General features: G+C 72.1%; 20 protein-coding genes. 10 read left to right on the top strand and 10 right to left on the bottom strand.

Going from position 1 to position 20276, the window contains the following annotated elements; genetic code table 11:
• Positions 1-142 precede the first annotated feature (142 nt).
• Positions 143-1495: a flagellar protein export ATPase FliI gene (gene fliI, locus BKE41_RS29525; RefSeq protein WP_012322461.1), complete on the bottom strand. Its 1353-nt coding sequence runs from the start codon at positions 1493-1495 to the stop codon at positions 143-145.
• Positions 1496-1914: 419 nt separating this feature from the next.
• Here fliI and BKE41_RS29520 point away from each other — a divergent pair, with 419 nt between their 5' ends.
• The gene (locus BKE41_RS29520; RefSeq protein WP_010683835.1) at positions 1915-2616 is read left to right on the top strand and encodes a response regulator transcription factor CtrA; all 702 of its coding nucleotides are present in this window, start codon (positions 1915-1917) and stop codon (positions 2614-2616) included.
• An 82-nt stretch (positions 2617-2698) separates the two neighbouring features.
• On the opposite strand, the gene BKE41_RS29515 is transcribed toward BKE41_RS29520, so the two are convergent.
• Positions 2699-3478 (bottom strand): trypsin-like serine protease, encoded by a 780-nt coding sequence (locus BKE41_RS29515; RefSeq protein ID WP_071000597.1) that lies wholly within the window; start codon positions 3476-3478, stop codon positions 2699-2701.
• A gap of 119 nt (positions 3479-3597) precedes the next feature.
• Positions 3598-4995 carry a cysteine--tRNA ligase gene (cysS, locus tag BKE41_RS29510; RefSeq protein ID WP_071000798.1) on the bottom strand — a complete coding sequence of 466 codons (1398 nt, stop codon included), beginning with the start codon at positions 4993-4995 and terminating at the stop codon, positions 3598-3600.
• Between the two features lie 310 nt (positions 4996-5305).
• Here cysS and BKE41_RS29505 point away from each other — a divergent pair, with 310 nt between their 5' ends.
• Positions 5306-5653 (top strand): hypothetical protein, encoded by a 348-nt coding sequence (locus BKE41_RS29505; protein ID WP_012322458.1) that lies wholly within the window; start codon positions 5306-5308, stop codon positions 5651-5653.
• A 51-nt stretch (positions 5654-5704) separates the two neighbouring features.
• Here the strand turns inward: BKE41_RS29505 and BKE41_RS29500 are convergent, their stop codons facing one another.
• On the bottom strand, positions 5705-6217 hold the full coding sequence (locus BKE41_RS29500) for a CreA family protein (RefSeq protein ID WP_012322457.1): 513 nt from the start codon (positions 6215-6217) through the stop codon (positions 5705-5707).
• Between the two features lie 159 nt (positions 6218-6376).
• Here BKE41_RS29500 and BKE41_RS29495 point away from each other — a divergent pair, with 159 nt between their 5' ends.
• Positions 6377-7450, top strand: coding sequence for a DUF2865 domain-containing protein (locus tag BKE41_RS29495; protein ID WP_024828019.1), 1074 nt, complete (start codon positions 6377-6379; stop codon positions 7448-7450).
• Here BKE41_RS29495 and BKE41_RS32370 read toward each other — a convergent pair.
• Positions 7440-7676, bottom strand: a complete 237-nt coding sequence (locus tag BKE41_RS32370; RefSeq protein WP_159392830.1) for a hypothetical protein — start codon at positions 7674-7676, stop codon at positions 7440-7442. The genes BKE41_RS29495 and BKE41_RS32370 overlap by 11 nt on opposite strands.
• A 919-nt stretch (positions 7677-8595) precedes the next feature.
• Between BKE41_RS32370 and BKE41_RS32365 the strand changes: the two genes are divergently transcribed.
• From BKE41_RS32365 to BKE41_RS29480, 3 genes are all read left to right on the top strand, one after another.
• Positions 8596-9642: an OmpA family protein gene (locus BKE41_RS32365; protein ID WP_159392831.1), complete on the top strand. Its 1047-nt coding sequence runs from the start codon at positions 8596-8598 to the stop codon at positions 9640-9642.
• Between the two features lie 91 nt (positions 9643-9733).
• Positions 9734-10942: an MFS transporter gene (locus tag BKE41_RS29485; RefSeq protein ID WP_029359735.1), complete on the top strand. Its 1209-nt coding sequence runs from the start codon at positions 9734-9736 to the stop codon at positions 10940-10942.
• Between the two features lie 16 nt (positions 10943-10958).
• Positions 10959-11735, top strand: a complete 777-nt coding sequence (locus BKE41_RS29480) for a methyltransferase domain-containing protein (RefSeq protein ID WP_024828022.1) — start codon at positions 10959-10961, stop codon at positions 11733-11735.
• A gap of 58 nt (positions 11736-11793) precedes the next feature.
• On the opposite strand, the gene BKE41_RS29475 is transcribed toward BKE41_RS29480, so the two are convergent.
• Complete coding sequence (locus BKE41_RS29475) at positions 11794-13134, bottom strand: glutamate--tRNA ligase (RefSeq protein WP_071000596.1); 1341 nt, start codon at positions 13132-13134, stop codon at positions 11794-11796.
• Between the two features lie 147 nt (positions 13135-13281).
• Here BKE41_RS29475 and BKE41_RS29470 point away from each other — a divergent pair, with 147 nt between their 5' ends.
• Positions 13282-14559, top strand: coding sequence for an FAD-binding oxidoreductase (locus tag BKE41_RS29470; protein WP_071000595.1), 1278 nt, complete (start codon positions 13282-13284; stop codon positions 14557-14559).
• A 12-nt stretch (positions 14560-14571) separates the two neighbouring features.
• Here the strand turns inward: BKE41_RS29470 and BKE41_RS29465 are convergent, their stop codons facing one another.
• Positions 14572-15042 carry a hypothetical protein gene (locus tag BKE41_RS29465; protein WP_012322449.1) on the bottom strand — a complete coding sequence of 157 codons (471 nt, stop codon included), beginning with the start codon at positions 15040-15042 and terminating at the stop codon, positions 14572-14574.
• Positions 15039-15449: a hypothetical protein gene (locus BKE41_RS32525; protein WP_071000594.1), complete on the bottom strand. Its 411-nt coding sequence runs from the start codon at positions 15447-15449 to the stop codon at positions 15039-15041. Before BKE41_RS32525 ends, BKE41_RS29465 begins: the two co-directional genes overlap by 4 nt.
• 294 nt (positions 15450-15743) lie before the next feature.
• On the opposite strand from BKE41_RS32525, the gene BKE41_RS29455 reads away from it, so the two are divergent.
• The 3 genes from BKE41_RS29455 to BKE41_RS29445 are packed head-to-tail and all read left to right on the top strand — an operon-like array spanning position 15744 to position 18620.
• Positions 15744-16298 (top strand): TadE family protein, encoded by a 555-nt coding sequence (locus tag BKE41_RS29455; RefSeq protein ID WP_024828026.1) that lies wholly within the window; start codon positions 15744-15746, stop codon positions 16296-16298.
• Entirely contained in the window at positions 16277-16936 is a 660-nt protein-coding gene (locus tag BKE41_RS29450) for a TadE/TadG family type IV pilus assembly protein (RefSeq protein ID WP_024828027.1), read from the top strand. Before BKE41_RS29455 ends, BKE41_RS29450 begins: the two co-directional genes overlap by 22 nt.
• Complete coding sequence (locus BKE41_RS29445; RefSeq protein WP_012322445.1) at positions 16914-18620, top strand: TadE/TadG family type IV pilus assembly protein; 1707 nt, start codon at positions 16914-16916, stop codon at positions 18618-18620. Before BKE41_RS29450 ends, BKE41_RS29445 begins: the two co-directional genes overlap by 23 nt.
• 45 nt (positions 18621-18665) lie before the next feature.
• Here the strand turns inward: BKE41_RS29445 and dksA are convergent, their stop codons facing one another.
• Together dksA and BKE41_RS29435 are read right to left on the bottom strand one after the other, a co-directional pair.
• Positions 18666-19085, bottom strand: a complete 420-nt coding sequence (gene dksA, locus BKE41_RS29440; protein ID WP_012322444.1) for an RNA polymerase-binding protein DksA — start codon at positions 19083-19085, stop codon at positions 18666-18668.
• 182 nt (positions 19086-19267) lie between these two features.
• Positions 19268-20275, bottom strand: coding sequence for a hypothetical protein (locus tag BKE41_RS29435; protein ID WP_058607457.1), 1008 nt, complete (start codon positions 20273-20275; stop codon positions 19268-19270).
• Between the last annotated feature and the right edge of the window lies 1 nt (position 20276).

The following is a 20276-nucleotide window of genomic DNA, read 5'->3' as shown; positions in this document are numbered from 1 at the left end:
CTCACTCCACGCAACGCTTGAGGCCGCGTCCGGGATCGTGCCCGGACCGAGCCTGTGCGCGAGCCTGCCCACGGCAGACCCGCCCGAATCCCCCACGTGCACCATGATCGCGCCGAAGCGTTAACGCCCCGGCCCACAGTGCCTAGGCCCCGCCGACGATCTCGGAGAGCCGTGCGTAACCATCGCCGATGGACGTTGCTTCTTCCTTACCCTGCCCCAGAAAAGCCTCAAGATGCGGCATGAGCGCGACCGCCTCGTCGACCTCCTGGGAGGAGCCGGCCCGGTAGGCGCCGAGGCGGATCAGCTCCTCCATGTCGGCGTAGGTCGACAGCAGCCGCCGCGCGCGCCGCACGACCGGGAGATAGGCTGGATCGCAGGAGCGCGGCATGGTGCGCGAGACCGAGCGCAACACGTTGATCGCCGGGTAGCGCCCGCGCTCCGCGATGGCGCGCTCCATGACGATGTGGCCGTCGAGGATGCCACGCACCGCGTCCGCCACGGGCTCGTTGTGGTCGTCGCCCTCGACCAGGACGGTGAACAGGGCCGAGATCGTCCCCTGCCCCACCCCGGGGCCGGCGCGCTCGAGCAGGCGCGGCAGCTCCGAGAAGACGGTCGGCGTGTAGCCCTTGGCGGTCGGCGGCTCGCCGGCGGCGAGGCCGATATCGCGCTGGGCCATGGCGAAGCGCGTGATCGAGTCGATCATGCACAGGACCTTGGCGCCCTGATCGCGGAAGTGCTCGGCGACCGACAGGGTCACGTAGGCCGCGTTCCGGCGCATCAGGGCCGGCTCGTCGGAGGTCGCCACCACGACCACCGAACGCGCGAGGCCGGCGGCGCCCAGATCGTCCTGGAGGAATTCCTGCACCTCGCGGCCGCGCTCGCCCACGAGGCCGATCACCGCCACGTCGGCGGCTGTGTAGCGGGCGAGCATCGACAGCAGCACGGACTTGCCGACGCCCGACCCGGCGAAGATGCCCATCCGCTGGCCCGCGCACATCGTCAGGAAGGTGTTGATGCATCGGACGCCGAGATCGAGCGGACCGCCGACCCGGGTGCGGGCATGGGCCGGGGGCGGATCCGCGCGCAGGGGGTAGACGTCGGGCCCCTGCGCCAGGGGGCCGAGCCCGTCGACCGGCCGCCCGAGGGCGTCGATCACCCGGCCCAGCCACGCGCCGGAGGGCCGGATCGCGCCGGCCGATTCGTCGCGGACATAGGCCGGGCAGCCGCGCCGCACGCCCTCGAGCGAGCCGAAGGGCATCGCGAGTGCCCGATCGCCCTGGAAGCCGATGACCTCGCACGGGACCAGCCCGTGGCCGTTGGCGCCCTCGACGTCGACCCGGCCGCCGAGTCGCATCGCGGCCACGGGTCCGGCGACCTCGACCAGCAGGCCGCGGATCGCCACGACCCGCCCGAACGTCTCCAGCACCTCGATCCGCTCCAGGGCGGCCCGCGCCGACGCGAGGGAAGCAACGGATCTTGCCGGATCCTGTGTCATCGGCCTGGCTCTCAACGCTTCGTTTACCGGCCTCCTTAACACTGCGGGTCACGGGCTCGTAGCGGCTCGATCCGGGTCGCGGCCGTGGTCGCGCCCGACGAAGTCGTACCGGTGTGTCCGACGGACAACACCGGGGATCGGATCGTTGCGGAGGAAGTACTTACGCCGAAGGGGGCGAGCGGCCTGGACGCGGACGGAACGGAATCGGGACCGTGGGCGTGACCGGAGAGGCGATGTTTCTCCTGTCAAGCTCGCGGAACTGCGAACGAGACGCTTGCGGGCAGGAATCAGGTTTTGTTAACGATTAATCCATAGCGTTCCACGTCAAGAGCGACGGAGCGCCCGTCCACAGGCCGGTGGCGGGCGAAGGCTGGGACGTGTCTGCGCGCTGATGCGGCCGGCGGGGCTGGGGACCGACGATGCGGGTACTTTTGATCGAGGACGACAGCGCGACCGCGCAGAGCATCGAGCTGATGCTCAAGTCCGAGAACTTCAACACCTACACCACCGACCTCGGGGAAGAGGGTGTCGATCTCGGCAAGCTGTACGACTACGACATCATCCTCCTCGATCTGAACCTGCCCGATATGTCGGGCTACGAGGTGCTCCGCTCGCTGCGCGTGGCGAAGGTGAAGACGCCGATCCTGATCCTGTCCGGCATGGCCGGCATCGAGGACAAGGTGAAGGGCCTCGGCTTCGGCGCCGACGACTACCTCACCAAGCCGTTCCACAAGGACGAGCTGGTGGCGCGCATCCACGCCATCGTGCGCCGCTCGAAGGGCCACGCCCAGTCGGTCATCACCACCGGCGACCTGATCGTGAACCTCGATCAGAAGACCGTCGAGGTCGGCGGCGCCCGGGTGCACCTCACCGGCAAGGAGTACCAGATGCTGGAACTCCTCTCGCTCCGGAAGGGCACGACCCTCACCAAGGAGATGTTCCTCAACCATCTCTACGGCGGCATGGACGAGCCCGAGTTGAAGATCATCGACGTCTTCATCTGCAAGCTGCGCAAGAAGCTCGCGAACGCCAGCCAGGGCAAGAACTACATCGAGACCGTCTGGGGCCGCGGCTACGTGCTGCGCGAGCCGATGGACGGCGAGGAGCGCATGGCGGTCTGATCCGCCGGTCGCACCGTCCCGTGAAAAACCCCGCGCGGTCCGGCCGCGCGGGGTTTTCGCGTTCCGGCGGTGTCCGAAGCCCTCACCGCGTCCCGGTGGCGGAGAAGACCTGCGCGGCCGGCGCGATCACCACGTAGCCGCCGCAGGGCGCGGCCCGGCTGATCACCGCGCTGGCCACGCCCCAGATGTAGGTGCCGCGGCGATCCTGCGCGACGACCGGGCCGCCCGAATCGCCGAAGCAGACCCGGGCGCCGTTGGCCCGGGCGATGGTCAGCCCGGTGCTGCTCGCCGCGACCGGCGTCAGCGTGGCGGTGCGCAGGCGTCCGACGGTCCGGCCGGAGAGGCCGGCTCCGGCGATGCGCAGACTCTTCGGAACGCGGCCGGGATCCGCCGCCAGCGGCACGGGCCGCCGGTCGCGCACCGGGTCGGTCAGGCGCAGGACCGCGAGGTCGAGGGAGAGATCGGAGAGGCTGACGCCCGACGCCTCGTTCGGCAGCATCTCCCCCGGATCGGGGCTGTAGCGGGCGGCGACCCGCGCGCCGTAGACCGGCCGCGCCGGCTCGCTGCCCCGGAAGAACACCACCAGCGCGCCCAGCGGATCGCCGTTCACGCAGTGGGCCGCCGTGAGCACGAGATCCGGCGCGATGAGCACGCCGGTGCAGCGGGTCAGCTTCAGCGCCTCCTCGGGCTGGGTGATCGTGCCGATCGCCACGGTGGCCTGCGCCAGGGCATCACGGCCGGCGGCCGACCCGCCGTCGATCGCGGCGGCCGGGCCTGACAGGCCCAGACCGAGGGCCAGGGCCGACGCGGCGGCGGCGCGCCGCGCCCCGACGGTCCGGAAGGTGGTCCCGAAGCTGGTCACGTGCTGCTCTTCTCCGCCGCGAGTCCCCGGACCACAGATGCCGCCCGCGCCGCGCCGCGCAAGCGGGCGCGAGGACGCGGCCCCCGTCACATCCGTGTCATCGGCCGCCGGCTCCGCGATCAGCGCGCCACCGTCCAGGTCGTGGTGCCGTCCTTGTTGTCCTTCACGGCGACGCCCATCGCCGCGAGGGCGTCGCGCGCCCGGTCGGAGGCGGCCCAGTCCTTGGCGGCGCGCGCCGCGCGGCGCTCGGCGATCAGCGCCTCGACCGCCGCGACGTCGACCCCCGAGGCCGCGACCTGATCCTGCTCGCGGTCGCTGCGGGTGCGCGCGAGGAAGCCGAGGAGGTTCGCGCCGGCGCGCAGCGCACCGGGCTGCGCCTCCGCGCCGCCCGCGAGCCGGTGCAGCTCGTTGATCGCCGCCGGCGTGTTGAGGTCGTCGCAGAGCGCCTCGACAACGCCGACGGGGATGTCGGGTGCGGCGGGCGCGTCGCCGGCGGCGTTGTACCAGCGGTCGAGCACGCGGGCCGATTCCTCCAGGCCGCGCAGGGTCCAGTCGATCGGCTGCCGGTACTGGGTCTTGAGCATGGTGAGGCGCACGACCTCGCCCGGCCAGTCGTTCAGCACGTCGCGGATGGTGATGAAGTTGCCGAGCGACTTCGACATCTTCTCCCCCTCCACCTGGAGGAAGCCGTTGTGCAGCCAGACATTGGCCATCACCGGCGTGCCGAAGCAGCAGCGCGACTGCGCCACCTCGTTCTCGTGGTGCGGGAAGATCAGGTCGATGCCGCCGGCGTGGATGTCGAAGGTCCGGCCGAGATGCTTGGCCGACATGGCCGAGCACTCGATGTGCCAGCCCGGCCGCCCGGCGACCGCGATCCCGGCGGGCGACGGCCAGGACGGCTCGCCGGGCTTCGCGGGCTTCCACAGGACGAAGTCGAGGGGCGAGCGCTTGTAGGGGGCGACCTCGACCCGGGCCCCCGCCTCCATCTCGTCGAGGGGCCGCTTCGACAGGCCGCCGTAATCCGGCATCGAGGGGACGTCGAACAGCACGTGATCCGCCGCCACGTAGGCGTGGCCGGCCCGGACCAGGGCCTCGATCATCGTCACCATCTCGGCGATGTGGTCGGTGGCGCGGGGCTCGACGAAGCGGGGCCGCGCGCCCGTGAGGTTCACGTCCTCCGGCATGAGCACGCCGAGGTCGCGCACGTCGCGGTGGAACTGCGCGAGCGTGCCGTCGGTCAGTTCGCGGATGCTGACGCCGCGCTCGGCCGCCCGGGCGTTGATCTTGTCGTCCACGTCCGTGACGTTGCGGGCGTAAGTGACGTGCTCCGGCCCGTAGAGGTGGCGCAGCAGCCGGAACAGCAGGTCGAAGACGATGATCGGTCGGGCGTTGCCGATATGGGCGGCGTCGTAGACCGTCGGGCCGCAGGCGTAGACGCGGACATGCTGCGGGTCGATCGGCGCGAAGGCCTCCTTGGCGCCGGTCAGCGTGTTGTAGAGCCGCAACATCGGCGCCATGAAACCCATCCCTTTTCCGGCGCCCGGGATGACGTCCGGACCGGAGCCGTGGCCGGAAATCCGGCCCTGCCTTCAACGACCTGAGGGCCCCGCGCGGCGAAGAGCGGCCGAAACGTGGCGGATCCGCCAGCCCCGGCACAGCATCCTGTTGCATCGCGGCGACGGCGCGGCCCGCGCGATGGGGCTAACTCAAAAGCGTGAGGAATTCGAGATGGCCTGCGCGCCATGCGGGTAAGGCTTCCTTAACCGCGCCGTCGGACCGTCCGGGCCACGATCCTCACGCCACAGATCCTGTGCCCAAGGACAATCCATGCGACGCTCGGCCGCCGGTTCCCTCGCTCTCGCCACCGTTCTCGCCTGTGCGGGCCTGACCCACGTCGCGCTGGCCGGCACCGACGGCGAGACGCCCGCGAAGGCGCCGGCCCACGTCGAGAAGACCTTCCTGATCCCGTCGAGCGACGGCTACGGCGTCGGCGAGTGCCTGACGACGCCGGGCAGCGCCTGCGGGCAGGTGGTCGCCAACGCGTGGTGCGAGGCCCAGGGCTACGCCGCGGCGAACTCCTACGGGGTTGCCGCCGCCGACGAGTACACCGGTGCGATCAGCCAGCCGGTCCCGGCGCCCTCCGAGCGCCCGATCCGGATCACCTGCCAGGACTGAGGGAGCCGCGGACGCCCCGGTCCCCGGGACGCCCTGTCGACCCCGCGCGGCTCACTTCATGAAGTCGGCGCATTTCTGCGCCGGTTCGGTGCCCCAGGGCGCCAGAGGGACGGCCGAAGTCGAGTTCTTGGGCGAACCCTGGATGACCTTGTCCGAGTAGACCATGTAGATCAGCGTGTTGCGCTTCGCGTCGCAGCCGCGGACGATCTGCATCGACTTGAAGATCAGCGACCGGCGCTCGCTGAACACCACCTCGCCCTGGCTCATCTTGCCCTTGAAGGCGATCGGCCCGGTCTGCCGGCAGGCCAGCGAGATGTCCGAGACGTCCTCGGCCAAGCCCAGCGTGCCCTTGATCCCGCCCTTCTCGGGCTGGGTGTACCAGCAGGCCACGCCGGAGACCGCCGGATCGTCGACGCCGTAGACCACGAGCTTGTCGTTGGGCGTCAGCGGGCGCCAGACCGTCGACTTGTCGAAGATCCGGTCCGGCTCCTGCGCCGAGGCCGTACCGGCCGCTGTCAGGCCCAGTGCGAGAAGCCCAACATAGGTGAGACTCCGAAACAACATCGCCGGTCAATTCCCCCTCACGCTTGCCGGCCGGATGTAGGAGGGGTGTCGCGGTCTTGCGAGGGGGCGTAGAATGGCCCCGCTTCCGTTCCGAAGCGCGGATGCGCGCGGGCCCGGGTTCTCCGGATCGCCGCGCACCCGATCAACGCGATGCAGCCTATGCCTCACCGCCCGATCGTCCGTACGCTCGGCCGCCTCGTCCTGAGCGCGGCCATAGCCCTCGGACTGTCCCACTCGCTCGCCGTCTCCGCCAGCGCGCAGGAGGCCGCGTCCGGACCGCCGCCCGCCGAGGCGCGGCCGGCGCCGCAACTGCCGTCGCCCCAGTGCCGGCGCTACCGGGCGGAGCTGGCCTCGATCCAGAGCGGCGCCAGCACGACGCGCGCCCTGAACGACGAGATCGGGCGCCTCGAAGCCTATTTCCGCGGCCTGAACTGCGAGGGCGGCAAGTTCCTGTTCTTCGACACGCGGCCGCCGCAGTGCGGCGCGGTGGAGCAGCGGATCCGCGCCCTCAAGGCCACCTACGGCGGCGCCGTGATAGACGACAGCGGCGCCCGCAAGCGCGAACTCCAGGGGCTGGTCGCCTCCACCTGCCCCCCGCGCGAAACCTCCGCGGGCTCCGGCGAGGCCTACGGCCGGGGCGGGCCGCAGATGGTCTGCGTGCGCACCTGCGACGGCGGCTTCTTCCCGATGAAGAACCTGCCCGAGGGCCGCGGCGGCGCCGACGAGATGTGCCAGGCCCTCTGCCCCGGGACCGAGGCGCAGGCCTATTCCATGCCGTACGGCGACGATGCCCTGAAGCACGCCGCCTCGGTGAAGGGCAGCCGGGCCTACGCGAACCTCGCCAACGCCTTCAAATTCCGCAAGGAATTCGTTCCGAACTGCTCCTGCAAACCGGAGGGCAAGTCCTGGGCGCAGTCGCTGGTCAAGGCCGAGAGCATGCTGGTCCGGCACAAGGGCGACATCTTCGTGACGCCGATGCAGGCCGAGGCGCTGTCCCGGCCGAAGGTGCGCCTGACCCTCGTCGGCCGGGCCGACCGGACCGCGGCAGAACTCGCCGCCGACGCCGCCGGCCGTGCGGGCGTCGACACGAAGGGCGGCCCCGGCCGCGACGACGCGAAGGTCGAGCCCGCCGCGGCCGACGGCGCGAAAGCCGCGGAGGCGAAGCCGGATCACGTTGCCGTGCGCATCATCGCGCCCGACGTGATCGCGGTGCCCCAGCGCCTCACGCCCTGAAGCCGGTTCCGCTTCCCGGGACGCGGAACCAATCGCGGCGTCCGGTGTTCGGCTCGGCCTGAACCGAGACGAGACCGCGATGCGCCTGCTCCGCCTGATCCTCCTCACCGGCACGGTGCTGCCGGCCCTCACGCTCGTGCAGCTCGCCGATGCCGCGCCGGGCCGGATCCAAGTGGCGCAGGGCGGACCGGACGAGCGCGGTCCCCGCGGCGGCGAGCCCCCGCACGGCGGTCCGCGCCCCGAGCGGCCGCCGCAGGAGCGTCCCGGCCCGCCGGCCGAGCGCGAGCGGCCGGAGCCTCGGCCGGAGCGTGCGCCGCCGCGCGAGCGTCCCGAGCCGCCCGCCAGCGCCAGCGCAGGCCGAACCGCCCAGCGGAGCGCGCGCCCGAGCGCCGCGCGAGCCGCCTGCGGCCCGTCCGCCGGCGCCGGATCGGCCGGACCGCCATTCGGATCGACAGCAGGAGCGGCAGCAGGAGCGGCGGGATCAGCAGCCGGATCGTCCGGATCGCGGGCCGCAGGAGCGGCCGACCCCCGGACGGCCCGCGCCCGAGCGCCAGCAGGCTCCGGATCGCGATCAGGCCCCGCCGCCCCAGGGACGCCCTGCGCCCGAGCGTCCGCCGGCGCCGCAGCAGCGCCAGGCACCGGACCGGGACCGCCCCGGCCCGGATGACCAGCCGAACCGTCCCGCGCAGCGCGACGCGGCTCCCGACCGATCCGTGCCGGATCGCGGTGCTCCGGGCCAGCGTCCGGGCGGTCCGGGTGCGCCCGGCGAGCGGCCCCAGCCGCCGAACGCGCCCCCCGGCGCACCCGGTCGGCCGGCCCAGCGCCTCGACGCGCAGCCCGAGAACCGCCAGCCAGAGAACCGCCAGCCAGAGAACCGCGCCCAGCCGAACGGCGGTCCCGGCGCCGAGCCCGGCCGGCCGCAGGCGCCCAACGCGGCCCCGGGCGTTCCGGGGCGGCCGTTCCAGCCGCAGGGGGCCCAGCCCGATGGACGGGCGCCGGCCCAGCCCAACGGCGCCCCCGCGGCGGAGCCCGCGCGGCCAGTGCCGCCCAACATGGCCCCCGGGATCCCGGGACGGCCATTCGTGCCGCCAAGCCAGGCGCCCGCTCCCGGACAGGCCCCGCCGCCCGGCGCACCGCAGCCCGGGATGGCGCCGGGCCAGCCGCCCGCGGGCGGTCCGGGCGGTCCGACCGACCCGAGCGCCTTCAACCGGTCGGGACAGCCGGGCTACGTGCCCGGCGGCTTCCGCCAGAACGACGCCGTGCGCGATTTCGAGCAGGTCCGCACCGACCGCCGCGAGTTCCGGGAGGACGGCCGGACCTATTACCGGGAGCCGGGCCGCATCATCGTGCAGGACCGCGACGGCTACCTGATCCGACACGACGAGAACGAGCGCTTCCGCACCCTGGACCCGCGCGGCTACAGGTTCGAGCGGCGGGGCGCCGACTTCTACAGCTACGTTGACCGGCCCGGCGGCGAGCAGATCGTCACCGTCACCAACGACGACGGGCGGATGCTGCGCCGCTACCTCCGCTATCGCGACGGTCGCGAGCTCATCCTGATCGACAACAGCTATGCCGGCCCGCTCCGCCCGATCTACGAGGACGTGGTGGTGCTGCCGCCCCCGGAGATCCGCATCCCGCGGGACCGCTACGTGGTGGATTACGCCCAGGCCGACGAGGCGGAAGTCTACGAGGCGCTGACGGCGCCGCCGGTGGTGCAGGTCGATCGCCGGTACACGCTCGATCAGATCCGCTACAGCCCGGACCTCCGCGCCCGGCTGCGCTCGGTCGACATCAACACGATCACCTTCGACACCGGCTCATTCACCGTCACGCCCGATCAGGCGGCCAAGCTGTCGGGGATCGCCGGCGCGATGAACCGCGCCATCCAGGCCAACCCGCGGGAGGTGTTCCTGATCGAAGGCTTCACCGACGCCGTCGGCTCAGCCCTCGACAACCTGTCCCTGTCGGACCGGCGTGCCCAGGCGGTGGCGACCGTGCTGACCGAACAGTTCCGCGTGCCGCCGGAGAACCTGACCACCCAGGGCTACGGCGAGCAGTACCTCAAGGTGAACACGCAGGGCCCGTCGCGGGAGAATCGCCGCGTCGTCGTCCAGCGGATCACGCCGCTGCTGCAGCAGGGGCCGGATCAGGGTCAGGGCCAGGCGGCACCGCCGCCGCCGCCTCGGTGAAACGGCCGCCGCGCGGGCATGTCCCGCGCGGCAGTTGACCGTCGAGCCTCCGCGCCTCACCACCGGTTGAGGACAGCGGTGCGGGACGACGATGGACAGCGAGGCGGATGGCGGGCTCATCCGGTCGGGCACACCGGTCTTCCGCCGCACGGCTCTGGCGCTGGCGGCGGCCGGCTTCTCGACCTTCGCGGTGCTCTACGCGGTCCAGCCGCTCCTGCCGATCTACGCGGACGATTTCGGCGTCTCGCCGGCCGCGAGCAGCCTCGCCCTGTCGCTGCCCTGCGGGCTGCTGGCGGTGGCGCTGCTGGTCGTCAGCCCGCTCTCGGAGATCTGGGGCCGCAAGCCGGTGATGCTGGCCTCGCTGGTCGCCTCGGCGCTGCTCACGGTCGTGGCCGCCCTGGTCCCCGGCTGGTACGGCTTCCTGGCACTGCGCGCGCTCACGGGGCTGACGGCCAGCGGCCTCCCGGCCGTCGCCATGGCCTATCTCGCCGAGGAGATGGACGCCAAGGCCATCGGCCTGTCGATGGGCCTGCTCGTCGGCGGCAACGCGCTGGGCGGCATGTCGGGCCGCCTGATCAGCGGCGTGATGGCGGATTTCGTGAGCTGGCGCGCCGGGCTCGCGGTGATCGGCGGCCTCGCGCTCGCCGCCGCGCTGGCGTTCTGGCGGTGGCTCCCGCCCTCGCGCCGCTTCGTGCCGCGCCGGCTCGCCTGGGCAGAGGTGCCGGGCAGCTTCACCCACCATTTCCGCGACGCCGGCCTGCCCTGGCTCTTCGCCGAGGCGTTCCTGCTGATGGGCGGCTTCGTCTGCATCTACAATTACATCGGCTTCCGCCTGCTCGAGCCGCCCTACGCGCTGAGCCAGGCGGTGATCGGACTGATCTTCTCCGTCTACCTCGCCGGCATGGTCAGCAGCCCGGTCACCGGCGAGCTGGCGAGCCGCTTCGGCCGCCGCCGCGTCCTCTGGGTCGCCACGGCCGTCGGCCTGGCGGGCATCGTGATGACGCTCTCGGATCACCTGCTGCTGATCCTCGCCGGCATCGTGGTGACGACGGTGGGCTTCTTCGGCGCCCACGCGGTCGCGAGCAGCTGGGTCGGGCGGCGGGCCCTGCGCGACCGGGCCCAGGCCTCGGCGATCTATCTCGGCCTCTACTATCTGGGCTCGTCGGTCCTGGGGACCGCGGGCGGCTGGTTCTTCGCCCATTCCGGGTGGAACGGCGTGGTTCTGTTCGTGGGCGGGCTGTACGGTCTGGCGCTGACGATCGCCCTGCGGCTGTCCCGCCTGCCGCCGCTCGCGACCTGAACCGGGAGATCCGCCGATGAACGCCCGCAGCCACACCCGACACGTCGTCGACCAGTTCGGCGCGCAGGCCTCCGCCTACGTGACCAGCGCCGTGCACGCGGCGGGCGCCGACCTCGACCGGATCGGCGAGCGGGTCCGCGCGCGGCCCGGCCTGCGGGTGCTCGACCTCGGCTGCGGCGGCGGCCACGTCGCCTTCGCGGCGGCGGCGGCCGGGGCCTGCGTCACGGCCTACGACCTGTCGGCCGAGATGCTGGCGGCGGTCGCCGCCGAGGCGTCGCGGCGGGGGCTCGACCGGATCGAGACCCGGCAGGGCGGCGCGGAGGCCCTGCCGTTCCCGGACGCGCGTTTCGACGCGGTCCTGACCCGCTACAGCGCCCACCACTGGCGCGACGTGCCTGCGGCCCTGGCGGAGGCGCGTCGGGTGCTGAAGCCGGACGGATTCCTCGTCGTCAGCGACATCGTCGCGCCCGAGGATCCGCTGCTCGACACGCACCTTCAGGCGGTGGAGCTGCTGCGCGACCCCTCGCACGTGCGCGACTACAGGGTCTCGGAATGGCGGGCCCTGCTGGAGGCGGCCGGCTTCGAGCCCGGCGACGCGACGCCGAGCCGGCCGCGCATGGAGTTCGCGAGCTGGATCGCCCGGATGCGGACGCCGGAGACCCACGTCGCGGCGATCCGGGCGCTGCAGGTCGCGGCGCCCGCGGAGGTCGCGGCGCATTTCGGCATCGAGGCCGACGGCAGCTTCCTGCTCGATGCCGCGCTGATCGAGGCGCGCCCCCGACCCGGCCGCTGAACCGCCGCCGAACGGCCCAGGATTACGAACGCCGGCGGGGCTGTCCGGGCCGGGTCGCTCAGGCGGCCGCGCCGGAGAGCCGGCGCGCCGCCCGCTCCCGCCCGATCAGCGGCAGCAGGCCGGCGAGGTCCGGCCCGTGCTCGAGGCCGGTCAGCGCGAGCCGGAGCGGCATGAACAGGCCGCGGCCCTTGGCGCCGGTGCGAGTCCGGATCTCGGTCGTCCACGCCTTCCAGGTCTCCGGGCCGAACGGCCCGGGGGGCAGGGTCTCGATGGCGGCCGCGATCACGGCAGGCTCGGTGAGCACCGGCTCGACCGGACCGGTCACGACCCGCCACCACGGCGCCGCCTCCGGAACCCGGCTCAGGTTGGCGCGCACCGCGAGCCAGAAGGCCTCGGCCCGGTCCTCAGGGATCCCGAGATCCGCGAGGCGCGCGGCCGCCTCCCGGTACGGCATGGCGTGGATCAGGCGGGCGTTGAGGCCGTCGAGCTCCGCCGGGTCGAACCGGGCCGGCGCCCGCGAGATCTCCCCGAGATCGACGAGGCCCGCGAGGGTGTCGAGGTCGGGCACCGCCCGGACCGATTCGGCCGAGCCGGTCAGCACCGCCAGCGAGCGCACCGCCGCGGGCTCGTAGCCGGCCTCGCGCAGGCCGCGCAGCGACAGGTGGCCGAGGCGCTTCGACAGGCCCTCCCCGTCGGCGGTCGTCAGCAGGTTGTGGTGGCCGAAGACCGGAACGGCCGCGCCCAGGGCCTCGAAGATCTGCACCTGCACGCCGGTGTTCGTGACGTGGTCCTCGCCGCGGATCACGTGGGTGATGCCGAGATCGGCGTCGTCCACCACCGACGGCAGCGTGTAGAGGTAGCTGCCGTCGGCGCGGATCAGCACCGGATCCGACAGGGACGCGCAGTCGACGTGGGCCGGGCCGCGGACGAGATCGTCCCAGCCGACGGTCCGCGCCTCCAGCAGGAACCGCCAGTGCGGCCGCCGGCCCTCGGCCTCGAGCGCCGCCCGCTCGTCGCCGGTGAGCCGCAGCGCCGCCCGGTCGTAGATCGGCGGTTGGCCGCGCCCGAGCTGGCGCCTGCGGCGGCGCTCCAGCTCCTCCGGGGTCTCGTAGCAGGGGTAGAGCCGGCCCGCTGCGCGCAGGCGGTCGGCGGCGGCGTCGTGCTGCGCCGTGCGGGCGCTCTGCCGGGCGAACAGGTCGGGCACGATGCCGAGCCACGCGAGATCCTCGCCGATCGCCTCGGCGAAGGCCTCGGTGGAGCGCTCCGCGTCGGTATCGTCGAGGCGGAGCAGGAAGCGGCCGCCGGTCCGGCGGGCGAACAGGGCGTTGAGCAGGGCCGGCCGGGCGTTGCCGATATGGAGATACCCGGTCGGCGAGGGTGCGAAGCGGACGAGAGTCATGGTCCGCTCTCTAGCCGATCTCCGCGGGAATGTGCGCGGGACTTCACGATCACACCGGCCCGATGCGTGACGCCGCGGAGCCCGCTACCCAGGACGCCGGAAACCCGTCAGAAGGGCGCGCGTGGTGCGGTGCAGGATGTGAGCGGCATGGCGACGGACGAGACGGCCGACATCGTGGTGGTCGGCGGCGGGATGGTCGGCCTCGCCAGCGCCGTCGCGCTGAGGGATCGCGGGCTCGACGTGGTCCTGCTGGATCCCGGCGAGGCGCGAGCCCGGACCTCCTACGGCAATGCCGGCGTGGTCAGCCGCGGCTCGATCCTGCCGATGTCGAGCCCGGCCCTGTGGGGCAAGCTCCCGGCCTACCTGCGCAACGCCGATCGCGGCCTGAGGCTGCACTACGCGCATCTCCCGCGAATCTTGCCCTACACGGCGCATTTTCTCGCGGCTGCGCGCGTATCCCGCTGGCACCGCGCGGCCGCGGCGCTGCTGCCGCTGACCAGCGCCGCCTATCCGGCCCACGAGCGGCTGGCGGCCCGGGCCGGCACCGGCGACCGGCTGCAGCGGACGGGCTGGATCAAGGCCTACCGCACCGAGGCGGCCTTCGCGGCCGCCGCCCTGGAGCGCGAGATCCTGGCCGCGCACGGGGTCGCGTTCGACATCCTCGACAGGGCGGCGCTGCAGGCCGTCGAGCCGGCGCTGGTGCGGCCCTACGCGCGGGCCATGCTGCTCACCGAGACGGGATCGGTGCGCGAGCCCGGCCGGCTGATCGAGGCGTGCGAGGCCCTGTTCACCGACCTCGGCGGCCGCCGCCTGCGTGGCAGCGTCGCCCGGTTGGAGCCCGAGGCCGGTGGCTGGCGCGTCGATCACGACGGCGGCGCCGTGCGGGGCCGGCAGGTCGTCCTCGCGGCCGGCGCCGCCTCCGGGGCGATCGCCCGGACTCTCGGCTACCGCTTCGCGGTGGCGGCCGAGCGCGGCTACCATCGCCACTACGCCCTGCATCCGGATAGCCCGCCGCTGACCCGGCCTGTCCTCGACACCGGCGCGGGCTCGATCCTGTCGCCGATGGGCGAGCACCGGGTCCGTGTCCTGTCCGGTGTCGAACTCAACGCCCGCGCCGCCGCCCCCGACCACACGCAGATCGAGGCGGCGTCCCGCGAGGCGGCCGGCACCCTGCGGCTCGGCGGGCCGCTGGACAACGCGCCGTGGCTCGGCTCCCGCCCGTCGACGCCCGACGGGATGCCGGTGATCGGCCGCGCCCCGCGGCACGACGGCCTGCTCTTCGCCTTCGGCCACGGTCATATCGGCCTGTCCACCGGCCCGATCACCGGCGAGATCGTCGCCGACCTCGCCACCGGCCGGAACCCGGCGGTGCCGGTCGCGGCCTTCGCGCCGGAACGGCTCCTGCGCTGGCCGCGGCTGCTCTGAGGGCGTCCGCGATCAGCGCCAGTCGTAGGGGTTGTAGGGCTCGAGCGCGGCCTCGACCTTCCGCAGGAAGTCCGGCTGGCGCTGCAGATCGGCCTCCCGAGCGAGCGCCCGGAGGAACGCCTGGGGCCCGTGCTCGAGGTCGCGCGTCAGACCGTCGTAGCGGTCGGCCGGCTCGACATGGGCGGGGTTGACCGCGACGCGGTAAGCGAGGCCGCAGGTCGGCGGATCGATCCCCAGGCGATAGCAGATCCGCACCCGGGCGAACGGCGCGTCCGGGCGATAATCGACCCGGTAGCCGCCGAGTCGGAAAGCGCCGCCGGTCGCGCGCTCGGCATAGGCCAGCGTGCGCGCCACGGTGGTGAAGCCGGCGGTGCGCCGGTCGCGCACGAGGTCGATCGCCGCCCGCTCCGTCGGCACGAAGGATTGGGCACAGGCGGGGCCGGACACCAGCGCGATCAGGAGTGCGGGGGCGGCGAATCTCATGGCTTCTTCATGCAGACCGCGACGGGCTGGGCATCCTTGGCGGCCTTGGCGGTCATGTCGAGGCAGCCGACCGTGGACACGCCGTCCGTGACGGTCACGGACGGCAGAACCGCCATGCCTCGGCAGTAGGCGCCAATCAATTCCTCGTCACGGCGGCAGGCCACGTCGAGACGCACCTGGCTGTTCAGGGCCGGTCCGGGCGGACCGGCCGGCCCGGCCGGACCCGGGTCGCCCGCGGGACCGCGAGCCCCCGTCGCGCCGTTGACCCCGGCCGGCCCGGCCGGCCCCGGCGGTCCCCGATCACCCTTCGCACCGGGAGGCCCGGCCGGCCCCGGCTTGGGCGCGTTGCAGGCGGCGAGCGCGAGCGCCGTCGCGCCGACCACGAGCGCGATCAGAGGGGATCTCATGCGGTTCTCCGGCCACGCCTGCGCGCGTGGAAGTGGTGCGCACCGGCGGGGCGTCAACCGCGCATCGCCGACTACCGCGCTCGACACAACCAAAAGTAGCAGGAACTCGATAAGCCTGTTGTAGTCGATCGAATTAAGAGTTTTGCAAAATCTTGGCGTCACATCGAACGCGATGGCTATTTTCGACTGATCTGCTCGCTCATGAACCGTCGAGGACTTTCACACGCGCAGGTCAGAGTTACGTCGGGTTGTCTCCTGAGGCGCCTCGCGCGCGACAGCGGCGGCGCGGCCGCGGTGGAGTTCGCCCTCGTGGCCCTGCCGTTCCTGGCGCTGTGCGGCGCGATCCTCCAGATCATGTTTCAGATGTGGGCGACGCAAAATTTCGATCGCGCCCTCCAGAACGCGGTCCGGACGATCTTCACCGGCCAGTTCCAGCTCGACACCGCGGGTCAGACCAATCCCGCGACCGTGCTCGCGACCCTCAAGACACGGATGTGCGGACCGAGCAGCAGCCCCGTCCCCACCGTGTTCAACTGTCAGAACGTCAAGATCGACGTCTCGACCTCGAGCAGCTTCGCGAGCGCGACCGCGGCCAAGCCGATCGACACGGCCACAGGCACGTGGAGCACGAGTTTCGGCTCCAACTACAAATGCGCCTCGCCCGGGACGATCGTGATCGTCACGGCGGCGGTGCCGTTCCCGACCTTCTTCAACCTGATGGGCCTGAACACGAAGCAGTTCACCAGCGGGCCCGCGGAGGGATCGAGCCTGCTGACGTCCACCGCGGTGTTCCGCACCGAGCCCTATCAGATCGTCGGAGCGAGCCCGTGCCCGTCCTCGCCGTCCTGACCCGGCGGGCGGCCCGGCTCGGGCAGGATCGGCGGGGCGGCGCGGCGGTCGAGTTCGCCGTCATCCTGCCGATCCTGCTCGCGATCTGGGCCGGGATGACCGAGGTGGGGCACGCCATCGACGAGTGGCGCAAGCTGACCCAGCTCGGCCGGACCGTGGCGGACCTGACGGCGCAGGGCGACACGCAGAACCCGATCAGCCGCACCGTGATGAACGACATCCTCGCCTCCGCCACGGCGGTGATGCGCCCGTTCGACACGTCGAAGGTCAAGATCGTGGTCAGCGCCATGGGCATCGACGCGAAGAACCCGGTCGGTCCCCCGGTGGTCTGCTCCAGCGTCGCCAACGCGAACGGGACCGCGCGGAGCCTGGGATCCGCGGCCGGCCTGACCGTGCCGGACGGCTACCGGATGCCGGGCATGCGGTACGTCCTGGCGGAAGTCAGCATCAGCTACACCCCGATGATCGGGAGCGCCCTGGTGAAGCTCGCCAAGGGCGTGAGCAACACGATCACGTTCACCAGCAGCGCGCCGTGGCCGACCCGCGGCGGCCAGGCCTACGGCACCAGCACCTACACGGAAGTCGTCCTGCCGGACGACGAACACGCGAACTGCGATGGCACGAAGATCGACCGCTAGTCCTGACGACCGCCCCGAGCGGCGCCGCGGCCTCCTGCGCGACCGCGGCGGCAACGTCGCCCTGCTGTTCGCGTTCCTGAGCGTGCCGATGGTGATGATCGGCGGCGCGGCGATCGATTACGGCTTCGCTACGCGGCTGGAGACGAAGCTCCAGACCGCGACCGACGCCACGGCGCTGCTGCTCTGCCAGACGCCGCTGACGACGTCGGAGGCCGAACTCAACACCCTCGCCCAGACGACGATGACCGGCGCCATGGGTGCCGCGAACCTCGTGGTCGACCGGCTGGCGATCACCAGCAGCCCGCGCAAGATCACGCTGACCGCGCACAAGCAGTCCACGACCTTCTTCGGGGGGCTGACCGGCACCCAGCGCATCAACCCGGGCGCCGTCTCGCAATGCGCCACGCCGCTGCCCAAGACCTTCGAGATCGCGCTGGTCCTCGACAACACGGGCTCGATGGCCGCGTCGAGCGGGGGACAGTCGAAGCTTCGGGCCGTCCAGACGGCCGCGACCGATTTCGTCAACTACGTCTACACGAGCCCGGCCTTCTCCAGCGCGACCAAGGTCGCGATCGTTCCCTTCGCCGCCGCCGTGGCGGTCGACCCGTCCGCGTACCGCTACGCGAGTTGGATCGATCAGAACGGCCTCTCCAGCTACCACTGGACGAACATCGTCCAGTCGAATCCGGCACCGTTCAAGAACCGCTTCGAGGTCTTCGCGAAGCTGCAGGCGGCGAACCGGAACTGGGGCTGGGCCGGGTGCCTCGAGTCGCTTCCCTACCCGTTCAACGTCCAGGACGGCGCGCCCACGACCAAGGATTCCTTCTACGTGCCGCTGCTCGCGCCCGACGAGCCAGGCGACGGGACGTCGGGCGGCGCGTCCTTCCCGGTCGGCAACCAGAGGTCGACGGCCTACAGCTACAACAGCTATATCGACGACGAGACCGGCCCCGACTGCCGGAACAGCAACACCTACAACACCGCGCTCGGCCAGGCCTGCAAGTACGTCAATCCGAAGGATCCGGCGTCCGGCTCGCCCCTCGGGATCCCGAACGGTCCGAATTTCGGCTGCACCACCCAGCCGCTTCAGCGGCTGACCAACAACACGAACGCGCTGAAGACCCTGATCAACAACATGGCGCCTTCCGGATCGACCAACATCCACGAGGGATTCATGTGGGGTTGGCGCACCCTCTCGCCGAACAGCGTCTTCGCGGACGGTCAACCCTACGCGTCCAGCGCGAACAGCTCGAACGCCACGAACATCAACAAGATCATCATCCTGATGACCGACGGCACGAACAGTTGGGGCACCAATTCGAGCGCGCCGACCGGCTCGCTCTACTTCGCGGCCGGCTATTTCCGGAACGCCAACGGCACGACGCCGAACCCGCGCCTGACGACGGCGTACCAGAACACCAACATCGCCGACGGCAACACCGCGCGGAAGGCGCTCGACGCGCTCACCGCCGAGGCGTGCGCCAACACGAAGGCGGTCAACATCTCGATCTACACGATCGGCTTCAGCGTCCCGACGGATCCGATCGATTCGGCGGGGCAGACGCTGCTGCGGAACTGCGCCTCGTCGCCCGACCAGTTCTACCTCGCCAACTCGTCCGACGACCTGATCAAGGCGTTCAAGTCGATCCAGGCGAGCATCGGCGCGCTGCGGCTCACGCAGTAGTCGCGCCGGGTCGGCCGCCGGATCCGGCGCGCGGCCGGATCCGGATCAGTCGTCGCGGTAGACGCGCTCGCGGCGCTCGTGCCGCTCCTGGGCCTCGAGCGACAGGGTCGCGATCGGCCGTGCGTCGAGGCGGCGGAGGGAGATCGGCTCGCCGGTCTCCTCGCAGAACCCGTAGGACCCGTCCTCGATCCGGGCCAGCGCCGCGTCGATCTTGCCCGTCAGCTTGCGCTGGCGGTCCCGGGCCCGCAGCTCGATCGCCCGGTCCGTCTCGGACGACGCGCGGTCGGCGAGGTCGGGATGATTCTCGTTCTCGCTCTGCAGCGCCACCAGCGTATCCTGCGCCTCGCGCAGGATGTCGTTCTTCCAGCTCAGCAGCTTGCGCCGGAAATATTCGCGCTGCCGGTCATTCATGAAGGGCTCGTCGTCGGACGGGACGTAGCCGTCCTCCAGCTGCACCTTCGCCATGCGTCACCCTCGCTGGATGGTAAACCGCCCACCAGGGGATGGCCGGTGTGCGGCGATAACGTGAGGTGCCGTATAGTCGAGGTGCCTCAGCGCCACAACGCACACGGATGCAGGGGCTGTAACTGGCTGTCACTGCATCGCCGCGTGCGGCAAACAGGCCACGGTACAGATGTTTTACGCTGTCATCTGGTCCGCAACCGTACGATCGCCTCGGCGATCTCGGTTGTCAGACTTCGGGCGATCGGCAGCCTGTAGTGGGTCTGGTCGAAGAACTGGTCGGGATCGGCCGCCGCGGGACGGCCGTCGCGCCAGTCGACCACCGTGCTCAGGGCGTGAGTCGCCAGCACGGCGCGCACCTCGGCCCGGCAGGTCGCCTCGGCCCGCGCCCGGGGGCTGCCGGGCGGCGGCTCGCCGCGGGCGTAGACCGGCGGGAAGACCACCACGACCGGGGTCCCCGCCGGGATCCGGGTCAGCTCGGCGCGCAGGCGCGCCGCGATCGGGAACGGGCCGCCGTGACGCGCCTCCGGCTCGGGCCCGACCGGCTTCTCCAGGGCCGCCTTCTTGGCGGGATCGACGCCGAAGCCCTGGCTCAGGTAGTTGCGCTCGTAGTCCCACCAGCCGTCGGCCGCGGCGGTCTTGCGGCGCGGGTTCAGGAGCCAGCCGAGGCGGTTGACCGTCTCCTGGGCGGCCGAGAAGCGGATCAGCCCCCGCAGGTAGGCGGGCCAGTCACCGACGAGCCAGTAGGGAAAGCCGTGCTCGCTCGGGAAGGCGGGGTCGTCGGCGCACCAGAACGCGTCGGCCGAGAGCACGATCGCGGCGGGGCGGGCATGGTGCTGCAGGTACCAGCCGAGCAGGGCGAACTGCTCGGAAGGGCCGGTGGCCGGCACGGAGAGCTGGAGGAAGGGGATGCCGGTGAGCCGCGTCAGGGCCGCCGGCTCGATGAGCTGGATGTGCGAGTTGCCGATCACCACGCCCGCGTAGGCCGGGTCGCGGCCGCGGACGGCCGAGGCGGTGCGGGGTCCCTGCGGCCGCACCGCGCCCCGGGACAGCAGCGTCGAGCGGCCGGTATCGTAGGGATCGATCAGCACGGCGAGCGCCACGTAGCCCGCGAACAGGGCGACCATCGACAGGAACAGGGTGCGGGCGAAGCCGCGCCAGTCTCGATCGGTCGTGCGGGGTGCGGGCGCCATC

Origin of the sequence: Methylobacterium sp. C1 (assembly GCF_001854385.1) — a bacterium.
In the GTDB taxonomy this organism is placed as follows: domain Bacteria; phylum Pseudomonadota; class Alphaproteobacteria; order Rhizobiales; family Beijerinckiaceae; genus Methylobacterium; species Methylobacterium radiotolerans.
This window is presented reverse-complemented; position numbering and strand designations above follow the sequence as displayed.